This is a genomic window from Luteirhabdus pelagi (assembly GCF_016827595.1).
GTDB lineage: Bacteria > Bacteroidota > Bacteroidia > Flavobacteriales > Flavobacteriaceae > Luteirhabdus > Luteirhabdus pelagi.
The window spans coordinates 943,330-962,250 of record NZ_JAECMS010000001.1 but is presented as its reverse complement, the minus strand read 5'-3'; the positions used below and the strand labels follow the sequence as shown (position 1 = coordinate 962,250).

Below are 18,921 nucleotides of genomic sequence, written 5' to 3'. Positions count from 1 at the left end.
CTTAGTTGGGTCTTTTATAGGCCATGGAGGTATATTCATGCAATAAATGTCCAAAACGATCGTACCAGTCTGGAATACCGTGTTGTGCTTCACAATCATTCAACATCATAAGAATGTCAAACTGTGAGGATAGGAGTTCGTTATACTTTTTGTCATAAGACTTTTTCAAGGTCTTAAGCGACTTTTCAATTTTTATTCGTTGAAAACTCCATCCTATTCCACTCCCGCCCGGCAGCGTTGAAAAACTGTTTCCGAAAGCAATGGCTGTGTTGGCAAAATCGGAAGTACAGCTGTATATGGTTTTAAGCTGCTCGAATGTATAGCGATTCTCTTGTAACAGGTTTCGCGCATCCACAAAGCAATCCTTGCATTGTTGGGTTTCACAAAAGCTAGGAATACTTGGGGCACCAGGTGGAGGGGTATTGCTCAAGCAATCGGTCAACCCTTGATATTTATCATACATAGATGTAGCTATTGTATACATTCCTACCGCTTTATCGGTATTGCTACTAAGGTCTTTTTCGAATTTATCCCATCGTTTTCCCATTTCTATAGGATTTGGAATATTGCTATTGCTTGGTCGCTCAGAATCCAACCAGTCCTCATACGTGTCCTTATCATGCCAGATAACTCCATCATGTTGTTGGGCCATAGCAAATCCTCCCCATAATAGGAGTAGCAGTAACGAAACGGACTTTTTTCGCCTGCCTAGTAGTACGCCTGCCAGAAGCGCTATAAGTAGCCCTGCCACTCCCAAGGCAATATACATCCACATCGGTGTGCTTTCGCCTGTAGTACCTGATGGTTGCGAGGCCATACCGGCAGTATTGGTAACCGCTGCTTCCGACTCCTTCATCTTTACAAAAGGTGAGGGGAGATATGTCTTGGAGGGTTCGGTGGTACTGGCAGCAATCGTAATATTAGCGGCCTCGTCGCCAGGAATAATTCTTATACCAAAATCGCCATAATCCCTAAATTTAAAATTCACGATTCCTTCTTCTGCGGTTGCAGTATTTTCGGAGTAGACGACATCCTTCCAATTGCTATCCACCAATTCTACCGTAAAGGAGGCATTATTGTAGTTGCTAAAAACATACACATCCACGAATTCAAACATGGTATGTCCCTTTACATAATAATAAAGTGTTTCAGAATTTAAGTCGGCATTTGTTATAACGAGTTTTCCCTTACCGTTTTCATTGGGTTTTAACTCCAATAGGAATGGCTTTAAGTCTTTGTCTAAGGTAAAAGGTTGTGCCCATGTGGTGGAGCAGATGCACATCATAAAAATGAGCGTTGCGAGTACAGTTTTCATGTTGCTTTAATTTGAAAATGCGTTTGTTTAATGATCTTATTTCCGTGTTTAATGTGAAGCGTGTACGACCCCTCGTTTAAATTTTTGGTATCCAAATAAATATGCTGACCTGGAATCCATGGAAGCTTCGCTTCATAAATTGTTTCTTGCTTCTTCATAAAAGTGGGGAGTACGAAAATTTACTATCATCTGGATAAGGAAAAGAAAGCAATCCCCTATTCTTTAATGGATAGTAGCACTTTTGAAGTATCCCTAATTACTTTTGATCGCAACAAGGCATTCACTATGCAGGGAGTAAAAAACTATGCATAAAACGAACATATCATTAATGCTTCTCAAATGTATTGGGGAAGTATATATTCGGCTGGTAAGAATGTAACAATCACTAAAACATCTGTAACAATGAAGAATAGAAAGGGTTGCTAAAAGCTATTCAGACGCTTCTACATAGGCCGAGGGAGCAGTACCAAACGCTTGTTTAAAACACTTACTAAAATAGGAGGGATCATTAAAGCCTACCATATATCCGATTTCTGAAATGGAGGCTTTGTTGTCCTTGAGAAGATTTTTAGCAAGTTTTAGGCGTTGGTCTTTTAGTAGCTCCGTACTGCTAACTCCTATGATGCCTTTCAGCTTTCTATGAAGCTGCATTCGGCTCATGCCCATCTGTTCGCTAAATTTTGTAGCGGTAAAATCAGGATCGGTTACATGATTGTCCAATACCTCCTGTAACCGTTTTAAAAATTTCTCTTCTTGAGATGAAACTTTTATTTCTTTTGGAACCAGTATCAATTCCTGGGAAAAACGCTCATGGAGCTTTCGACGGTTTTCCAAAAGGTTTTCCACTCGCGCTTTTAAAAGTTTCGGACTAAAGGGTTTTTTTACATAGGCATCGGCACCTTTTTCCAAGCCTTCAATTTGATCGGCTGTTTTGCCTTTTGCTGTTAAAAGAAGTATGGGGATGTGTGATGTAAGCTGATGCGATTTGCATTTATGGGTAAATTCGAAGCCATCTGAAATTGGCATCATGACATCGCTAATAATGATGTCGGGAACCACTTCTTTCGCTATCGAGAAGCCTTCCTCGCCTTGTTCTGCTGTAATGACTTTGTAGGAGCTTTCAAAAATAGTCGCAATGTATTCACGAACATCCCTGGCATCCTCTACAATCAAAAGAACTGGGGCGTCTTCCAATAAAAGTTCTTCTACTTCTGGAACGATTTCAGGTTGGATAATTTCTGTATCATCAGAAAGATGCCATTGCTCATGTAATTGTTCTTTTTCTGAAAAATAGGATTGTGTTACAGGAAGTGCTACTCGGAACGTAATTTCGTTCGCTTCACTAACAACATGAATAGTGCCTTTGTGTAATTCGACCAGTTCCTTGGTGAGGGCCAAACCAATACCCGAACCGCTGCCGTGCTGTTCAACTTGATAAAATCGGTCAAAGACCTTCGCCTGTTGGTGTTCGTTAAAGTGCACTCCCGTATTCTGAACGGCAAGTTGCAGAAATCCTTTTTCAACCGCTGCTTCAACCAAAACGGAATGTTTCTCAGGAGTGTATTTACAAGCATTTCCGATAAGGTTGACACATATTTTTTCCAATGCATCGCGATCGAACCAATGAAGCTCTTCTTCTTTTAGATTGAAATCGGTAGTGATGGTGATGTTTTGTTCAGCTGCCAGAAAATGAAACGCTTCCACTTGAACACTCAAAAAACGATATAAGCTATCGGGTTGAACATGAAGACTGAACGTCCCACTCTCGAGCTTAGACAAAGCCAATAACTGTTCTACCAATCGCTCCAACCGTTCAGCACTGCGATGCGCATTCAAAAGGTTTTTCCGTGAAGCATCCTGTTGCTGTTGCCGTTCCAATTGATCTTCTAAAGGTCCTTTAATAAGCGTCAACGGTGTGCGAAATTCATGAGAGATATTAGCAAAGAATGTAGACTTCGCACGATCCAGCTCCTTCAACTTACGAGTGGTCTTCTGTCGATTGCGATATTGAAAGAAGAAAAACAAACCTGCCAGCGTTGTAACCCCCAAACCTGCTGCAAATAAATTTCGCTGATTCTTTTTTTGCTGGGCAGCCAGTTCATTCTGGGAAGTAAGCAATGCAATCTCTCGATCCCGACTTTCAGTTTCATATAAGGCTTCAATCTCTTTAATTTGGGCTGCATTTTGAACATTTTGAAGGGAATCCTGTAGTTTTTTGGCACGACGACTAAGATTAAATGCGAGCTTATAATTTCCTTTCAAACTATATACTTCCGCTTTGCTAAAGAGAATGTCTTGACGTAATCGACTGTTCTGCGCTTCTGCATTCAATGATTCGGCATCGTTGAGAAACTGTAATGCTTTATCCGGTTGATTTTTGGAAAGCGATAAGTTTGCCAATTCAATAGCGGCCAATCCCGCTTCATAAGGTCTTTCACTTGCCTTATGTAACCTATAGCTTTCTTCATAAAAAGAGTTTGCTTGAATGGGGTCATTTTTCTTTAATGCGAGTTGTCCCAAGTAAGTCGCTATTTCGGCAACAAGACGAAAATCCTCTGCTTTTGTAAAGTACGAATAAGACTGCCTCAGTAAACTATCGGCCTTGATGAGCTGATCATTTTCCAAAAATGCTTTTCCCATAAAAACATTGGTGGTGTTCAGATAAAATGGAACAACCGTTTCCGGTAATTTTGAAAATTCGCTATTGGCTTTTTCAAATTGAGTGACGGCAGAATCGTATTCTTCCAAATCTAAGTAAATACTGCCTAAGGCTTGATATGCAGCGGCAATGATATCGGGGCGTAACGGTGATTTACGATGAAGCGAATCGGCTAACAATAGTGGCTCAATCGCCTCTTTCATCATATTTTTTCGAGCATAGGCTGTCGATAATGCTATATAGGAATCTGCTAGTATGAGTTTTGCGCTGGGATTCTCTATTGGGATGACGCTCTCTATCGCTTCCTTAGCTGAAACGATAGAACTATCCATTTTACCAATCACATAATAGGTTCGCGACAAGTTGTTTAAGGCCCTGCCTTTCCCCAAATCATATTGAATATTCTGCGAGAGCTCCCTCGATTTTTGAAAATGGAAAATAGCGCTATCAATCTTTTCAATGCGTTTATAACAGGCGCCCAAAAGATAATCGCCATCGGCGATTCCAATATCATAATCGAGGTCTTTTGCAACCGATTTATAGTTGCGAGCGTAGTAAAGGGCACTGTCCGGAAGGGGATTGACATACTGCGCTATTTTCTGTTTATAGGAAGATAACAGCAGTGAATCCTGTGTTTTTAAATTACTGTTTTGAGCCTGTGCACCCAGTGAAAAGCCCACAAAAAGGCAACAGATATAAAGTAGCGATTTCACACTGAAAAAGGTTTGTCATTATAAATATAGATAATATTATGAATATGAGTTGAATAGGTTTCCTGTTTTAACTGTAGGCAGAAATGCTTTTCCAAAAGTGAGGATAATCGTATTTTTAGAGGCGCCATTGCGCACTAATAGAATTGCAAAAACAGATTTTTATGGGATTGCTGAGCTTCCTCTTCGGAGATAAAACAAAAAAGATTAAAGACTTTCAAGAGCGCGATGCCATTATCGTCGATGTGCGCTCAAAGGCCGAATATGATAGCGGGGCGATTCCTGGTTCTAAGCATATTCCATTGCAGCAGATTACTTCAAAGGCAGCCCAAATAAAAAAATGGGATAAGCCGATTATTACCTGTTGCGCAAGTGGCATGCGAAGCGGAAGTGCTGCGGCCATTCTCCGCAAACATAATATCGAGGTTATGAATGGCGGTGGCTGGCATTCCCTTTATAAAAAACTAGATTCCTAAAAAGAATACAGCAACACGTGATTTTCGTCGCCGCGAACGGTTAGGTATTTTCGTGAGCTGTTACTCGGACTTGCAATTTCGGCTTCACTTGTTCCATATACAGGAAAGTTCGAAACGCTTTCTCCTAAACGCGTAAAAACATGGGTTCGTTTTTCCTGTGTTTCCGTCACCGTTACATAGGTTTCACGACCGATACGATATAACTTTGGTGCGGTATAAATTCCAAACGGCAATTCAATCAATTTTCCATTAATGCGAAGCAGATTATCGTCCAAGGTAGCTTTTATAGCACCTTGAACAGCAAAATGATAGCTATTGGAAACATTCAATGGCTGACGTTCAACCCTTCCGCTCTGCGAGATAGAAACCTTGGTATTGTCTTTTGTGATAATAACAAAAGAGGTTCCTTCCTCTGCGATAGGAATATCTGAAAATTCAAACTTCTCTTTTACGGTAACCCGTGTCTTTCCGGTTCGGTGAAGAATATTGAGCTTCCCATTCTTTTCTGCCACAATTATATAATCCTTGTTGCCCATCCGAATATGTTGTGGCGGCAGTACGACTTCTGATGAAGCCTTGTCGAAAGTAAACCCTTTTACCGACTGTCCTTTCTGATTGTACATAAACAACTCCCGACCTTGGGTCACAACAAACCGATAGTTCCGATTATTGTCATAGTCGAATACCGAAAGCGGTTGCGTAATTTCGTCCCGAAAGCTCATGGGGAATGGCGCTACGGGACGTCCTGTTCGGTCTAATATGTATACTTTATGTGAGGTGGCGAAAGCGAGCTGCTTTTTACCATTTCGCAAGATGTCGACTTCCTGAATTTTCCCCAGTATCGGCCCTTCAAGTTGTTTTGTCCAAAGGGTTTTACCTTCTTCGGAAACTAAGTACAACGTATTTCCAATATCCTGAACCACCACATCCAATCCGTTTGTACGATGGTTGCTGAAGAAATAGGGGCCGTTTAATACTGTTTTGTCCAGCGCAACATTGAAGCGTTCGCTTACCCCTGATGAAGCTATTTGCTGTGAAGACTTCACTTCGGAACATACCAAGTTCACATGCGCAAAATCACGGTCGTTACTAAACTGAAGCATGGCAAAAGGATAACTTGAAAAAGAACTCGCCTGCATTTTTTCAGCAAAAGATTCTGATAATAATTGTGTGAACAAACTCGGTGCCTGATCTTGAAAGCGCATCCATGCCAAGGTAGTCGCCGAACTTAGCTGTTTCGATGCTTGTTCATAATAGGGCATGCTATTTACACAGGCTTCATTCGTATAGGCCGTAATAAGCGATTCGGCTACAGCTTGGTTTTCTGCTAAGAGGAAAAAGTCTTCCAATTGAAATAAAATAGAGGCCTCTATCGTAAGCAAGGGTTGAAAGGTTTCCTTAAAAAACTGTGGTTGATCGAAACTGTATAACGTTGTATTTCGGAAGCTTTCAATTTCTGAAAGAAAAGGGGCAAAGGCTTCTTCCGTAAGGGAAGGATCAATGCTGTGCATGGCGATTGCGTTTCCTTCGGGCACTGAAATCTCAGCGATTTCCTTTAGCGATTCCAATATGGGTGAAGGTGTTGTAGCGGTGGAATCGCCTCTAAATTTTGCCAATTGTTGAAGCAGTCGTGACGCGTCGCTATAGCCAAATGAAAACACCGATCGTGCGGAGGTTGGGGCTACTTGAGCAATTTCATTCGATTGCGGAAGCTGACCTTCAAAAATGGAAAGCAGTTCGGTGCTGTCGGTCGACTTTAGTACAATTCCGTTAGCTTGGATGGACGAGGGTGAAAGCTTTAGGTCTAAGGCCAATTGTGAGGCAAGGGTAAAGGATAAGGAATCGTTCTGACGCCATTTCGGTTTTGGGTTCAACAGCATAACTTCTGCCGATTGCATCACCTGATAGGCTTTTTGGAATGAAGGGGAAGCGTTAGATTTGGAATTCAGTAAGTCTTGAACGATTTTTTGGGAACTACTGACGATAAACACACTGTCTTTGCGGGTAGCAGTCATGGTTTTATTCTGAAGAACAATACGCTGTAAGGTGTCCGAATCGATTACTAAGGTCTCCACAGATCGATCCTTGATACTATCGAGTTGAAATAAACTACTGTCCAAATGGGAAACAAAGGTAATGTCGGTTACGCTATCATTTCTTTTAGTGAAACTTATGATGCTGCTTCCTTTAGGGTGAAGCTGATTGTAAAACGGATTCTCTTTCTGAAGGAATTCGATGTCGCTTACAAATTTTTGTAATACCTCGTTATTGGATAAATCTGCCTTTAGGGTGTTGAAGTCATTGATCTTTAGCACCAATTCAGAATCGGAAGGAATGAAGTTCTCCAGCGGTGCCTTTTTCGCTACTGTAGCATCGCAAGCAACGAGGCTCCATAGCAATAGCAGACCGATAAAATAAGTGAGGTTTCGGTTCATATCCCAAAAATACGATAGATTAAAGCGAATTGGTAGCGGTTTGAAAACAGTTTATTGACGTGTTTTCAACAGTTTTCGAGTGGTATTTTCAATTGTTCTGGCAACAAGCGAAAGCTTTTTCGATGATAGGGCGTTGGGCCGAATTCACGAATGGCAGCCCGATGTGTTTTGGTAGGATAGCCCTTGTTCGAATCCCAACCATATTCAGGAAACTCTAAATGAAGGTTTTTCATATAGGCATCCCGCTCGGTCTTTGCCAAGATGGATGCAGCAGCAATATGAAGGTATTTGCCATCGCCTTTAATGACACATTCAAAAGGTGTTTTTTTGAAGGGTTTAAAACGATTTCCGTCGATGGCGATAAACTGTGGTGGATAGGAGAGATCCTCGATACAGCGATGCATGGCTAAAATGGAAGCGTTTAAAATATTGATGTTATCGATTTCATCCATCATCACATGCTGAATGCTGTAGCAGACCGCTTCAGAAAGAATGATTTCCCGCAATGCCAAGCGTTTTGCTTCGGTGAGCTGTTTGCTGTCGGTAAGGTAGGGGTGACTAAAATCATCCGGTAAGATTACGGCAGCAGCAGTAACAGGTCCTGCCAAGCATCCTCTTCCCGCTTCATCGGTTCCACACTCCAAAAGATGATCGTTGATCTTCAACTTCAGCATGAGGCAAAAATACAAAGAGCCTTGGGTAAATTACAAATCTCAAATTTGAAATTCCAAGGGAGCAAAGAGGCAAAGGGGCAAAGAAAATAGAGTATAGAGTATAGAGTATAGATTGTGTAAGTAGAATTCTTTTATTTTTACCCAACACCCCTAGCCCGCCGAAGGAGGGAACACCCAACACCCCCGCCCGAACGTACCTGCGACTAAAATCACATACGCGTTCGGTACGGACGGGCAACACCCAACATCTTTTAAAAAATCCCGTTATAAATCAAGTGAATGTACGAACGCAAAAACCGTTACCTTTGCCAAAATTGATTGCGATACATGAATACCCACTTTCTTCGCCTCTTATTGCTATTGCTACCATTTTCGATGCTATCGCAAACCCTTCCTCTAGGGAATAATCAATCGGATACGAGTCCGAATCCGCCGATGGAGAAACCACCGATTGAGTATTACAAAATCATTTCGTATGATCGTGATACCACCTTTGTGGATACATCGCTTAGTATTCAAAAGGAGTATAAATTCAATTACCTAAGGCGCGATCATTTTGAATTATTGCCGTTTAGCAACGTTGGACAAGCGTATAATACACTCGTTTATAATTTTGAGGATACGAACCTATTGCCAAAATTCGTGGCACAGTCGCATCACTTTAATTATATGGATACGGAAGATATTTCGTATTACAACGTGCCCACACCACTGACCGAACTATATTTTAAGACAGCTTTTGAGCAAGGACAGCAGTTGGATGCCTTTTTCACCGTGAATACCTCACCGCAATTTAATTTTAGTGTAGCATATAAGGGTGTCCGTTCTCTGGGTATTTACCAGAGCATCCTAACGAGTACGGGAAATTTTAGATTCACCGCCAATTATCATACGAAAGACAATCGATATAAAATTCGTACGCATTTTACCGCGCAGGATATTCTCAATGAAGAGAACGGTGGATTGGCACCAACTTCCATACCGCTATTTGTGAACGATGACCCAGAATTCGAGGATCGTGGTCGATTGGATGTAAATTTCGAGGATGCCGAGAATAAGATTGAAGGACAACGCTATTACATGGATCATGAATATGAATTGATCTCTCAGCGGGATAGTGTGGCGCATTCTATTCTGGCCATTGGAAATCGGTTGAAGTTTGAGGACCGCTACTATCGTTACTCCCAAGATACCCCTTTTGAGGGTTTTGGGCCTTCCTACGAAAATGAAAACCTACGAACACGAACGACCTTAGAAGAATTCAATGCACAAGCATATGCCAGGTGGGACCATCATTTGTTTGGAAGAATCGATGCTTCATTGGGCTATACCAATTTGAATTATGGCTATAATTCCATATTGATTTTGGATGAGGGCCGTATTTCGAACCGTATCCAGGCAGATGTGGTACAGTTTACCGCTGGCTATCAGAAGCGCTATCGTGGTTTTGAGCTTTCCGGTCGAGGAGGCATCAATCTCTCGGGCGATTTAGCCGGTAATTTTTTGGAAGGATCGGCTTCTTTCGACTTTACGGATGATTTAGGGGTGAAGGCAAGCACACGCATTCATTCTGCCGCACCGAACTATAACTTTTTGCTCTACCAAAACGATTATGAAAACTATAACTGGCAAACCAGTTTTGATAATGTGAAGACGCAGGAGTTGGCCTTCGAGCTCTATTCTGAAAAGTGGGGAAAGGCGAAGGTCAGCTACACTGGAATTGACGATTATGCCTATTTCGCTGTACCTGAAGTTGGGTTAACGCCCGCCCCACAGCAGGCTTCTGAACGTATCAATTATTTGAAGGTAAAAGCTGAAAAAACCTTTCGATATGGGGTTTTTGCCTTGGCAAATACCATTGCCTTTCAACAGGAAGTAGGAGGGGAGGACATTTTTAATGTTCCTCAGATTGTCACGCGGCAATCCCTGTTTTACGAGGATCATTGGTTTAAGAAAGCACTCTTTCTACAGACTGGGATTAATTTCAAGTGGTTTTCGGAATATAATATGAATGCTTACGATCCGGTGTTGGCAGAATTCTATGTGCAAAACGATCAAAAATTAGGCGGTTTCCCTTTGTTCGATATTTTCTTTAATGCCAAGGTACGTCAGACACGTATTTATTTAAAATACGAACACGTCAATCAACTGTTCAGCAGTCGCAACGAATATTTTTCCGCGCCCGGCTATCCCTATCGCGATGCCATCATCCGTTTTGGTCTGGTTTGGAATTTCTTCTTATAACAATTCATGAATCGCCAGCCGTAATTCATGAAGTGGAGGAGATTTCTTTTACATTCTTCATGTTATACTTTTACTTTTAAACGGAACAATACGTTTTCCATCCCGAACCTTCCTGACGCCTGCCTGTCGCCTGCCTGTCGGCAAACAGGGCAGACAGGGCAGGCAGGCTTGATTCGGCATCCAGTCGATTCGGCATCCACTTGCGGGAGCGACCTGCCTGCCGGCAGGCACGGTTGCAGCGATACCCCGCCAAGCCATTTGGATGCTGGCTTGGCGGCGTTTAGCGTAAAGCGCGGTCTGGGCGAAAGCCCAGGGCCGCCCATAAAAAAACCCGACTAAAAAACAGTCGGGTTCATATTCAATAAGGGTACATTGTTTAGTCTCTAAGCAGTCCTCTTGAGATCACGATTTTTTGGATCTCTGACGTTCCTTCATAAATCTGGGTAATCTTTGCATCGCGCATCAAGCGCTCTACATGGTATTCCTTTACGTAACCGTTCCCACCGTGTACCTGAACTGCTTCAACGGTAACATCCATGGCTACCTTACTCGCGTACAATTTCGCCATGGCACCGCTCATATCGTAGTTGTTGCCTTGGTCTTTGTCCCAAGCCGCTTTCATCACCAAGTGACGCGCTGCTTCGATTTCGGTATGCATATCGGCCAACTTAAAGGCAATGGCCTGGTGGTTACAGATCTCGGTGCCAAACGCTTTTCTGATTTTAGAATAGTCGCGAGCCAAGTCATAGGCTCCTGCGGCAATTCCCAATGCTTGGGCAGCAATTCCGATTCGTCCGCCGCTTAAGGTTTTCATCGCGAATTTAAATCCGAAGCCATCTTCCCCGATACGGTTCTCCTTAGGCACCTTTACATCGTTGAAGTTTAGGGTGTGGGTATCGCTTCCTCGAATCCCTAATTTGTCTTCTTTCGGACCAACTTCGAATCCATCCCAACTTTTTTCTACAATAAAGGCATTGATTCCCTTATGTCCTTTTTCTTTATCGGTTTGGGCAATTACCAAGTAGTAATCGGCGCTACCGCCATTGGTAATCCAGTTTTTGGTACCATTCAGAAGATAGTGGTCGCCTTTGTCGATAGCCGTGGTGCGTTGCGACGTAGCATCACTTCCCGCTTCGGGTTCGCTCAAGCAGAAAGCACCAATGCTTTCACCAGTAGCTAACTTCGTAAGGTATTTCTGTTTTTGTTCTTCACTACCGTAGGTTTCAAGTCCCCAGCATACCAAGGAATTGTTCACCGAAACGATTACGGAGCTTGACGCATCAATTTTGCTCAGTTCTTCCATCGCCAACACATAGCTTACGGTATCCATACCGCCACCGCCGTATTTTGGGTCGACCATCATGCCTAGGAAACCAAGTTCTCCCATTTTCTTCACCTGTTCGGTTGGGAATTCTTGTTTGATATCGCGCTCGATGACGCCCGGTTTCAATTCGTTATTGGCAAAATCGCGGGCCGCATCGCGAATCATGAGGTGTTCTTCTGAAAGACTGAAATCCATAATCGTATTTATTAATAGGTTTTTTTGATATAAAGGTCTGCAAAGGTACTGCTTATCGCACATATTTCCCAACCCTCTGTTTCTAAAACTGTTTTCCGTAATTTTGAATCATGCGAAAGAAGGAATATCACGTATTGGGAGTCATGAGCGGTACGTCGTTAGATGGTATCGACTTGGCCGAATGCTATTTCGGTATTTCCGATACGAATCAGTGGCAATTTCGGTTTGGAGAAACGACCACCATTCCGTATTCTGATGATTGGAAGCAACGGCTATCCGAGGGTGTAAATCTGGAAGAACACGACCTACAACGGTTGGATGTGGACTATACTGCTTATTTAGGTGAAACGATCTCAACCTTTATAAAAAGGCATGCTATTTCAAATTTGGAGGCGGTTTGTAGTCACGGGCATACCATCCTTCATCAACCTGACAAGGGAGTTACCTTGCAAATAGGAAACCTGCCGTCGCTTTCCGAAACATTAGATCAAACAGTGGTTTGCGATTTTAGGGTAGGCGATGTGGCATTGGGCGGACAAGGAGCGCCTTTGGTGCCGATTGGCGATAAACTGTTGTTTGCAGAATATGACTATTGCCTAAACCTTGGTGGTTTTGCGAATTGCTCTTTTGATAAAGAAGGCCGCCGTATCGCGTACGACATTTGCCCCGTAAATATCGTATTGAATAAACTGGCGGAAAAGTTGGGGCAGCCTTATGATGATCAAGGGAAATTGGCTTCCGAAGGAAAGGTGGATGATTCCCTTTTGAAAAAGCTGAATGATTTAGTTTTTTACGGTGAAACAGCGCCCAAGTCGCTCGGACTCGAATGGGTGAATGAATACATTTGGCCGTTTTTGAAGGATTCTGATAGTTCGGTGTATGACAAGCTTGCTACCTTCACCCAACACATCGCCCAACAGTTGGCACGGCAGTTTGAAGAGAATGCTTCGGTCTTTATTACGGGAGGCGGTGCTTATAACGAGTATCTTATTTCCTTGCTGGGGAAAGAGAAGAAATTGCGAATTCATATTCCAGACGCAACATTATTGGAGTTTAAGGAAGCCTTGGTGTTTGGGTTATTGGGAGTACTTCGACTGAGGGAAGAGGTGAATTGTCTCTCCAGTGTTACGGGAGCAAAGTATGACCATACTAGCGGAAGGGTATTTCTTCGTTAAATAAACGTAAATTCGGGCAAACCCCTTTTCAATTTTTTATATTTGTCGAGATGCTTTAGAAACTACGATTAAAAAGCATGCTAACCTCAAGCTGATTGATGAAAGAACTACTCAAAAAGTACGAAGAAAAAGCTCCCGAAATTGTTTTCCATTGGAATGACCCAGAGACCGAAGCCGAAGGCTGGACGGTAATAAACTCCCTTCGTGGCGGTGCCGCTGGAGGTGGAACGCGTATGCGACCCGGCTTGGACCAAAACGAAGTATTATCGTTGGCCAAAACCATGGAAGTAAAATTTACCGTTTCGGGTCCGCCCATTGGAGGCGCAAAATCTGGAATCAATTTCGATCCGGCCGATCCACGTAAAAAAGGCGTATTGGAACGCTGGTATAAAGCGGTTTCCCCATTGTTGAAATCCTATTACGGAACAGGGGGTGACCTAAACGTAGATGAAATTCACGAAGTAATCCCAATTACCGAGGAAAGCGGTGTCTGGCATCCACAGGAAGGGGTGTTTAATGGGCATTTCACACCTACGGAAGCCGATAAGATCAATCGTATCGGTCAGTTGCGACAAGGGGTAATCAAAGTACTTGAAAATTCTTCATACTCTCCCGATATTTCCAGACGGTATACCGTTGCCGATATGATAACAGGCTACGGTGTTGCGGAAGCCGTGCGCCATTATTATGAAACATACGGTGGAAATGTGGAAGGAAAACGTGCCATCGTGCAAGGCTTCGGAAATGTGGGCGCAGCAGCAGCTTATTACCTTTCACAGATGGGCGCCAAAATCGTTGGTATCATCGACCGTGAAGGTGGTGTGATAAATGAAGAGGGCTACACTTTTGAAAACATGAAGAAATTCTTTCTCAATAAGAAAGGAAATACCTTACGATCTGAAAATATGATTCCTTTTGCTGAAATGAACGAACGCATCTGGAAGCTTGAAGCAGAAATCTTTATGCCCTGTGCCGCATCCCGCCTTATTACCAAGGATCAGATTTCACAATTAATCGATACCGGTTTGGAAGTCATCAGTTGTGGCGCAAATGTTCCTTTTGCCGATTCCGAAATCTTCTTCGGACCGATTATGGAATATACCGACGAGCGTGTTAGCTTAATCCCGGACTTCATTAGTAACTGCGGAATGGCACGTGTGTTTGCCTACTTTATGGAGCGCAAGGTACAGATGACCGATGAGGCGATTTTCAACGACACCTCAATGACTATTAAAAATGCTATTCAGAATACATTCGATAACAATAGCGATAAAACGAATATAAGTAAGACAGCGTTTGAAATAGCGCTAAACCAATTGTTGTAAAAAAACAAGTGCCATATTATGGAGTCAATCATCATTTTAATATTTGTAATTGGATACCTTTCCATTACACTTGAACATCCCCTTCGGTTAGATAAAACAGTACCAGCTTTAATTATGGCAGCCCTTATTTGGGCAACATTGGCCATAGGGTTTCATGCCGGTTGGTTCGATGTCATCGATACGCACGAACATGCCTATAATTACCTAACAGGTGGCGACACCGCCGAAGAGGGCTTCAAAAATACCTTGCTCCATCACCTAGGGAAGACAGCAGAAATCTTGATTTTCCTTATCGGAGCAATGACCATTGTAGAGATTATCGATCTTCACCGCGGTTTTGAAATCCTCAAAGGAGCTGTAAAAACACGTAGTAAGCGCAAGCTTTTATGGATCATCGGAATTCTAGCCTTTATCTTATCGGCCATTATCGATAACCTTACCGCAACCATCGTGTTGGTAACCTTACTTCGTAAACTGATTCACAAGCGTGAAGATCGCCTTTGGTACGCGGCTATGGTAGTTATCGCAGCTAATGCAGGTGGTGCCTGGTCGCCGATTGGTGATGTTACCACCACTATGCTTTGGATTGCAGAGAAGGTGACAGCCCTCGGATTGATAGAATTCGTAGTATTGCCATCGATTGTATGTTTTGTGATTCCTTTCTTAATAGCAAGTTACCTATCGCCCTTTCGCGGAGAAATTGAAGTAGATGCTACCGAAGATACCGTAGCCGAGCGCCTTTTGAGTAGTAAAACAATGCTGTTTTTAGGATTGGGAATGATCGTTTCGGTGCCTGTTTTCAAAACTATCACGCACTTACCTCCCTATATGGGGATGATGCTCGCATTAGGAGTTGTATGGTTGGTTTCAGAATATATCCATCCAGAGGAAGACTTCAGTAAAGAACGTAGACATCTCTATTCTGCTCATAAAGCCTTATCGCGAATCGAAATCTCAAGTATCCTATTTTTCTTAGGAATCCTGATGGCTGTTGCCGGACTGGAAAGCTTAGTCTATGGAGTAGTGAACGGAGAAGAAGTAGGGACACTTCGCTATTTGGCTGAGGTGCTTCAAGCGACCATTCCGAACCAGGATGTAGTAGTTATGCTCTTAGGGGTATTCTCCGCAATCATCGATAACGTACCCTTGGTAGCAGCGTCGATGGGAATGTACGACAGTCCGACCGATTCCGTATTATGGCACTTTATCGCCTATTCGGCTGGTACCGGAGGAAGTATGCTAATCATCGGTTCGGCAGCAGGGGTTGCCGCAATGGGAATGGAGCGTATCGACTTTATCTGGTACTTAAAGAAAATCGCTTGGTTGGCCTTTATCGGCTTCGCCGCGGGAGCAGGAGTTTTCTTGCTGTTCGAACGCGTATTGTTTCACAATGCCTAACAATTTCTATTCGTTTTCATCGTTATTCAAACCGAATGGGTGCTATAGCGCCTGTTCAATGGAAAAAAGAAAGTTCGCTAAAACGGACTTGATCCTAAACCTTACTTTATGCTAAACCTATCGTTACAGGAGGTCGCCGAAGAAGCGGCGCAAAATTTGGAGCCTGAAACAACCGAAAAAACCTTATCGGTCCTCGAACTGATTATGAACGGTGGCGTCGCTGCCCAAGTCATTATCGGCGTATTATTTATCCTATTATTTGTTGCGGTGTATATCTATTTCGAGCGATTGTTCGCCATTAAGGCGGCTTCGCAGATGGACAGCAACTTTATGAACCAGATTCGGGACCATGTGGCCAACGGAAATATCCAAGGCGCCAAAATGTTGTGTGCGCAACAAAATTCACCTGTATCGCGCTTAACTGAAAAGGGAATCACCCGCATCGGAAATCCTTTGGAAGATATCAATACCGCTATCGAAAATGCTGGTCGATTGGAAGTATACAAACTGGAGAAAAACGTCAGTATCTTAGCTACCATTGCTGGAGCTGCACCCATGATTGGATTCCTTGGAACCGTAATCGGTATGGTCTTGGCATTTCACCAATTGGCAACGAGTAGCGGACAAGCGGAAATGGGCGCTTTGGCAGAGGGTATCTATACCGCTATGACAACCACGGTGGCGGGACTTATCGTCGGTATTATCGCATATATGGGGTATAACCACTTGGTGGTACGAACCGATAAAGTAGTCCACCAAATGGAAGCCACGGCAGTCGATTTCTTGGACCTTTTGAACGAACCAGCCTAATATGAACTTACGCGGAAGAAATAAAATTAGTCCAGAGTTCAGCATGAGCTCCATGACCGATATCGTATTCCTGCTATTGGTGTTCTTTTTGTTAACATCACCCGCGATTACACCCGACGCCTTGGATCTTATTCTTCCGAAGGCGAAAGGAAAATCGACCAACCAACAAAAGGCATCCGTTAGTATTACGAGCGATGGTGCCTATTACGTCAATAAGGAACGCGTTAGCGAATACAGTCTGGAAAACGAATTGAAGGCCGTACTAAGCGGACAACAGGAACCGACCATCATCCTACGGGCAGAAGAAGGCGTACCCATCGAAGATGCCGTGTTCGTGATGGACGTGGCCAACAAAAACGATTATAAGGTGGTATTGGCAGTACGACCAAATTAAGGAAGTTGCGCTGAAGAAGTTGGGCGTTCCCCCTCCTTCGCTAAAGCTGCAGAGGGGTCGTGTCTTCGGCAGTCGCTTTCCCGCCACAGCGGGAAGAGCTCCAACAAAGCCTCAACCACTAACGCGGAAGAAAGAATTTTAATAATCTCACAGCATGTCATTATTAGACACAAAACATAAAAAGAAGAGTATGGCGATCACGGTAGTGCTGCACGTCATTATTCTTATCTTGCTATTCTACGTGGGATTAACCTATTTGGATCCACCACCGGAAGATGGTATTGCCGTGAATTTCGGTACGATGGACACGGGTAGCGGAAACATTCAACCTACGGAAGCCATCAAATCGGCACCCACCGAAACTACACCACCGCCCACACCACAACCGAAAACAGAGATTAAGGAGGAGGTAGTCACCCAAGATTCGGAAGAAGCGCCTGTGATAAAAAAAGAAGAGAAAAAAGTCGAGCAGAAGGAAACACCCGTTGAGGAAAAACCGAAGGAAACACCTAAAAAACCAGATCCAAAGCCAGATAAATCGACTACCGATGCGCTTTCCAGCCTGATAAATGCTCCAAAAAGCGATGGAACCGCCCAAGGCAGCGAAGGTAACGACAATACAAGTGGCGATAAGGGCGACCCAAGTGGCGACCCGAATGCAAAAAGCTATTACGGCACAGGAAAAGGCTTGGATGGCGATGGTAATTATCTACTCGGCGGTCGAAAGGCCTTGAATAAGGAAAAGTTTCAACAAGATTGTAATGAGGCTGGAACCGTGGTCGTAAGCATCGAGGTAGACCGCTCTGGAAAAGTGATAAAAGCCATGCCAGGCGTTCGTGGTACAACTAATAACTCTTCTTGTTTATTGGAGCCTGCAAAAAGAGCAGCCTTGGCGACCCGTTTCAATGCCGACTCGAATGCGCCTGCGAAACAAATTGGAAAAATTATTTATCGATTCAAACTTTCTGAATAATAGTCTTTTGTGTTTTTTCAAAAAAATGTAGTACATTGACTACAACTTTTACGGACATTGATTCCCCATCTGTCCTTTTCAACTAACTGTGTTACCGAAAATTCTGAAGATATTGGCACTTATCGCCGGAGTGGCTTCCATTCTGGTATCTGTAACTATTTCCAATGAGGATACGGCCTATGTCAAGCCGTTTTTTCATATATTCCTATTTCTGTTTTATACCCTAAGCGCCAAACGCTTTAATTTTTTTCTTTTTCTTTTTCTGGGGTGCTTGCTGGTGGCCGAATACTTTGTGGCAAAGGATTTTGTGGGGTACTACTATATAATTATTCCTTTATTTATCATCAGTTTTATTACGGGAATTGCACTGCTTCGACCAATGCTTCGGTTTATGAAAGCCGAATGGAGCCGTGTCGATATATTTACACCTTTATTAAGTGCCATCGGATTGGCCTATGTAATTGTTTCGGTATATACACTCACTATTGCCCCAATAGACGATACCTTTTTGGATATAGCGGGAATGGCTGCCTTTAGTCTCTTTGTTATTGCATGCTTTTATGTTACGATTTTCAATGTTCATCCCAAAAACGTCTACTTATTTATTACCGGAGCAGGGTATATGTTTGTCTGCATGGGCTATTTAATTTATGAACTGGTTTTTAAAGCCACAATCTTGTTAGCGTTGGTAAATATATGTGAAGTCCTTGCCCAGTTTTATTTCGTATTATATTTAGTTCACATTAAAAGTATTGTAAAAAGCAAATTCCAACGCTATCTATAATTGAAATTTCTTGGCAACGCGCTCTTGAAA

15 protein-coding genes are annotated in these 18,921 nt (G+C 43.0%); 9 read left to right on the top strand and 6 right to left on the bottom strand.

Annotation, left to right across the window (positions count from 1 at the left end):
* Window position 1 precedes the first annotated feature (1 nt).
* The 3 genes from I4Q58_RS04395 to I4Q58_RS04385 form a co-directional block, all read right to left on the bottom strand.
* Window positions 2-1,315 (bottom strand): LPXTG cell wall anchor domain-containing protein, encoded by a 1,314-nt coding sequence (locus I4Q58_RS04395; protein ID WP_203294102.1) that lies wholly within the window; start codon window positions 1,313-1,315, stop codon window positions 2-4.
* Window positions 1,312-1,473 carry a hypothetical protein gene (locus I4Q58_RS04390; RefSeq protein ID WP_203294101.1) on the bottom strand — a complete coding sequence of 54 codons (162 nt, stop codon included), beginning with the start codon at window positions 1,471-1,473 and terminating at the stop codon, window positions 1,312-1,314. The genes I4Q58_RS04395 and I4Q58_RS04390 overlap by 4 nt, the downstream gene beginning before the upstream one ends.
* Before the next feature lie 271 nt (window positions 1,474-1,744).
* Window positions 1,745-4,687: a hybrid sensor histidine kinase/response regulator transcription factor gene (locus I4Q58_RS04385; protein WP_203294099.1), complete on the bottom strand. Its 2,943-nt coding sequence runs from the start codon at window positions 4,685-4,687 to the stop codon at window positions 1,745-1,747.
* Window positions 4,688-4,848: 161 nt separating this feature from the next.
* Between I4Q58_RS04385 and I4Q58_RS04380 the strand changes: the two genes are divergently transcribed.
* Window positions 4,849-5,160, top strand: a complete 312-nt coding sequence (locus tag I4Q58_RS04380; RefSeq protein ID WP_203294097.1) for a rhodanese-like domain-containing protein — start codon at window positions 4,849-4,851, stop codon at window positions 5,158-5,160.
* Here I4Q58_RS04380 and I4Q58_RS04375 read toward each other — a convergent pair.
* A complete protein-coding gene (locus tag I4Q58_RS04375; RefSeq protein ID WP_203294095.1) occupies window positions 5,157-7,595 on the bottom strand; it encodes a hypothetical protein in 2,439 nt (812 codons plus the stop codon). The genes I4Q58_RS04380 and I4Q58_RS04375 overlap by 4 nt on opposite strands.
* Before the next feature lie 65 nt (window positions 7,596-7,660).
* Entirely contained in the window at window positions 7,661-8,269 is a 609-nt protein-coding gene (locus I4Q58_RS04370) for a ribonuclease HII (protein ID WP_203294093.1), read from the bottom strand.
* 327 nt (window positions 8,270-8,596) lie between these two features.
* On the opposite strand from I4Q58_RS04370, the gene I4Q58_RS04365 reads away from it, so the two are divergent.
* The gene (locus tag I4Q58_RS04365) at window positions 8,597-10,513 is read left to right on the top strand and encodes a putative porin (RefSeq protein ID WP_203294091.1); all 1,917 of its coding nucleotides are present in this window, start codon (window positions 8,597-8,599) and stop codon (window positions 10,511-10,513) included.
* A 376-nt stretch (window positions 10,514-10,889) separates the two neighbouring features.
* Here I4Q58_RS04365 and I4Q58_RS04360 read toward each other — a convergent pair whose 3' ends face one another.
* A complete protein-coding gene (locus I4Q58_RS04360) occupies window positions 10,890-12,032 on the bottom strand; it encodes an acyl-CoA dehydrogenase (RefSeq protein ID WP_203294089.1) in 1,143 nt (380 codons plus the stop codon).
* Between the two features lie 110 nt (window positions 12,033-12,142).
* Here I4Q58_RS04360 and I4Q58_RS04355 point away from each other — a divergent pair, with 110 nt between their 5' ends.
* The 7 genes from I4Q58_RS04355 (at window position 12,143) to I4Q58_RS04325 (ending at window position 18,891) form a co-directional block, all read left to right on the top strand.
* Window positions 12,143-13,207, top strand: coding sequence for an anhydro-N-acetylmuramic acid kinase (locus tag I4Q58_RS04355; RefSeq protein WP_203294087.1), 1,065 nt, complete (start codon window positions 12,143-12,145; stop codon window positions 13,205-13,207).
* Window positions 13,208-13,305: 98 nt separating this feature from the next.
* Window positions 13,306-14,532 carry a Glu/Leu/Phe/Val dehydrogenase gene (locus tag I4Q58_RS04350; protein WP_203294085.1) on the top strand — a complete coding sequence of 409 codons (1,227 nt, stop codon included), beginning with the start codon at window positions 13,306-13,308 and terminating at the stop codon, window positions 14,530-14,532.
* Between the two features lie 18 nt (window positions 14,533-14,550).
* Window positions 14,551-15,930 (top strand): sodium:proton antiporter NhaD, encoded by a 1,380-nt coding sequence (gene nhaD, locus I4Q58_RS04345; RefSeq protein ID WP_203294083.1) that lies wholly within the window; start codon window positions 14,551-14,553, stop codon window positions 15,928-15,930.
* A 108-nt stretch (window positions 15,931-16,038) separates the two neighbouring features.
* The gene (locus I4Q58_RS04340) at window positions 16,039-16,740 is read left to right on the top strand and encodes a MotA/TolQ/ExbB proton channel family protein (RefSeq protein WP_203294081.1); all 702 of its coding nucleotides are present in this window, start codon (window positions 16,039-16,041) and stop codon (window positions 16,738-16,740) included.
* Between the two features lies 1 nt (window position 16,741).
* On the top strand, window positions 16,742-17,134 hold the full coding sequence (locus I4Q58_RS04335) for an ExbD/TolR family protein (RefSeq protein ID WP_203294079.1): 393 nt from the start codon (window positions 16,742-16,744) through the stop codon (window positions 17,132-17,134).
* Window positions 17,135-17,288: 154 nt separating this feature from the next.
* Window positions 17,289-18,107 (top strand): energy transducer TonB, encoded by an 819-nt coding sequence (locus I4Q58_RS04330; protein ID WP_203294077.1) that lies wholly within the window; start codon window positions 17,289-17,291, stop codon window positions 18,105-18,107.
* An 88-nt stretch (window positions 18,108-18,195) separates the two neighbouring features.
* Window positions 18,196-18,891 carry a hypothetical protein gene (locus I4Q58_RS04325; protein ID WP_203294075.1) on the top strand — a complete coding sequence of 232 codons (696 nt, stop codon included), beginning with the start codon at window positions 18,196-18,198 and terminating at the stop codon, window positions 18,889-18,891.
* Window positions 18,892-18,921 lie beyond the last annotated feature (30 nt).

What these genes read in the sequence shown, in the direction of transcription:
- I4Q58_RS04330 (WP_203294077.1), top strand. Translation starts at nt 17,289, where the DNA reads ATGTCATTATTAGACACAAAACATAAAAAGAAGAGTATGGCGATCACG.
- I4Q58_RS04390 (WP_203294101.1), bottom strand. Translation starts at nt 1,473, where the DNA reads ATGAAGAAGCAAGAAACAATTTATGAAGCGAAGCTTCCATGGATTCCA.
- I4Q58_RS04350 (WP_203294085.1), top strand. Translation starts at nt 13,306, where the DNA reads ATGAAAGAACTACTCAAAAAGTACGAAGAAAAAGCTCCCGAAATTGTT.
- I4Q58_RS04365 (WP_203294091.1), top strand. Translation starts at nt 8,597, where the DNA reads ATGAATACCCACTTTCTTCGCCTCTTATTGCTATTGCTACCATTTTCG.
- I4Q58_RS04380 (WP_203294097.1), top strand. Translation starts at nt 4,849, where the DNA reads ATGGGATTGCTGAGCTTCCTCTTCGGAGATAAAACAAAAAAGATTAAA.
- nhaD (WP_203294083.1), top strand. Translation starts at nt 14,551, where the DNA reads ATGGAGTCAATCATCATTTTAATATTTGTAATTGGATACCTTTCCATT.
- I4Q58_RS04375 (WP_203294095.1), bottom strand. Translation starts at nt 7,595, where the DNA reads ATGAACCGAAACCTCACTTATTTTATCGGTCTGCTATTGCTATGGAGC.
- I4Q58_RS04370 (WP_203294093.1), bottom strand. Translation starts at nt 8,269, where the DNA reads ATGCTGAAGTTGAAGATCAACGATCATCTTTTGGAGTGTGGAACCGAT.
- I4Q58_RS04360 (WP_203294089.1), bottom strand. Translation starts at nt 12,032, where the DNA reads ATGGATTTCAGTCTTTCAGAAGAACACCTCATGATTCGCGATGCGGCC.
- I4Q58_RS04355 (WP_203294087.1), top strand. Translation starts at nt 12,143, where the DNA reads ATGCGAAAGAAGGAATATCACGTATTGGGAGTCATGAGCGGTACGTCG.
- I4Q58_RS04335 (WP_203294079.1), top strand. Translation starts at nt 16,742, where the DNA reads ATGAACTTACGCGGAAGAAATAAAATTAGTCCAGAGTTCAGCATGAGC.
- I4Q58_RS04340 (WP_203294081.1), top strand. Translation starts at nt 16,039, where the DNA reads ATGCTAAACCTATCGTTACAGGAGGTCGCCGAAGAAGCGGCGCAAAAT.
- I4Q58_RS04395 (WP_203294102.1), bottom strand. Translation starts at nt 1,315, where the DNA reads ATGAAAACTGTACTCGCAACGCTCATTTTTATGATGTGCATCTGCTCC.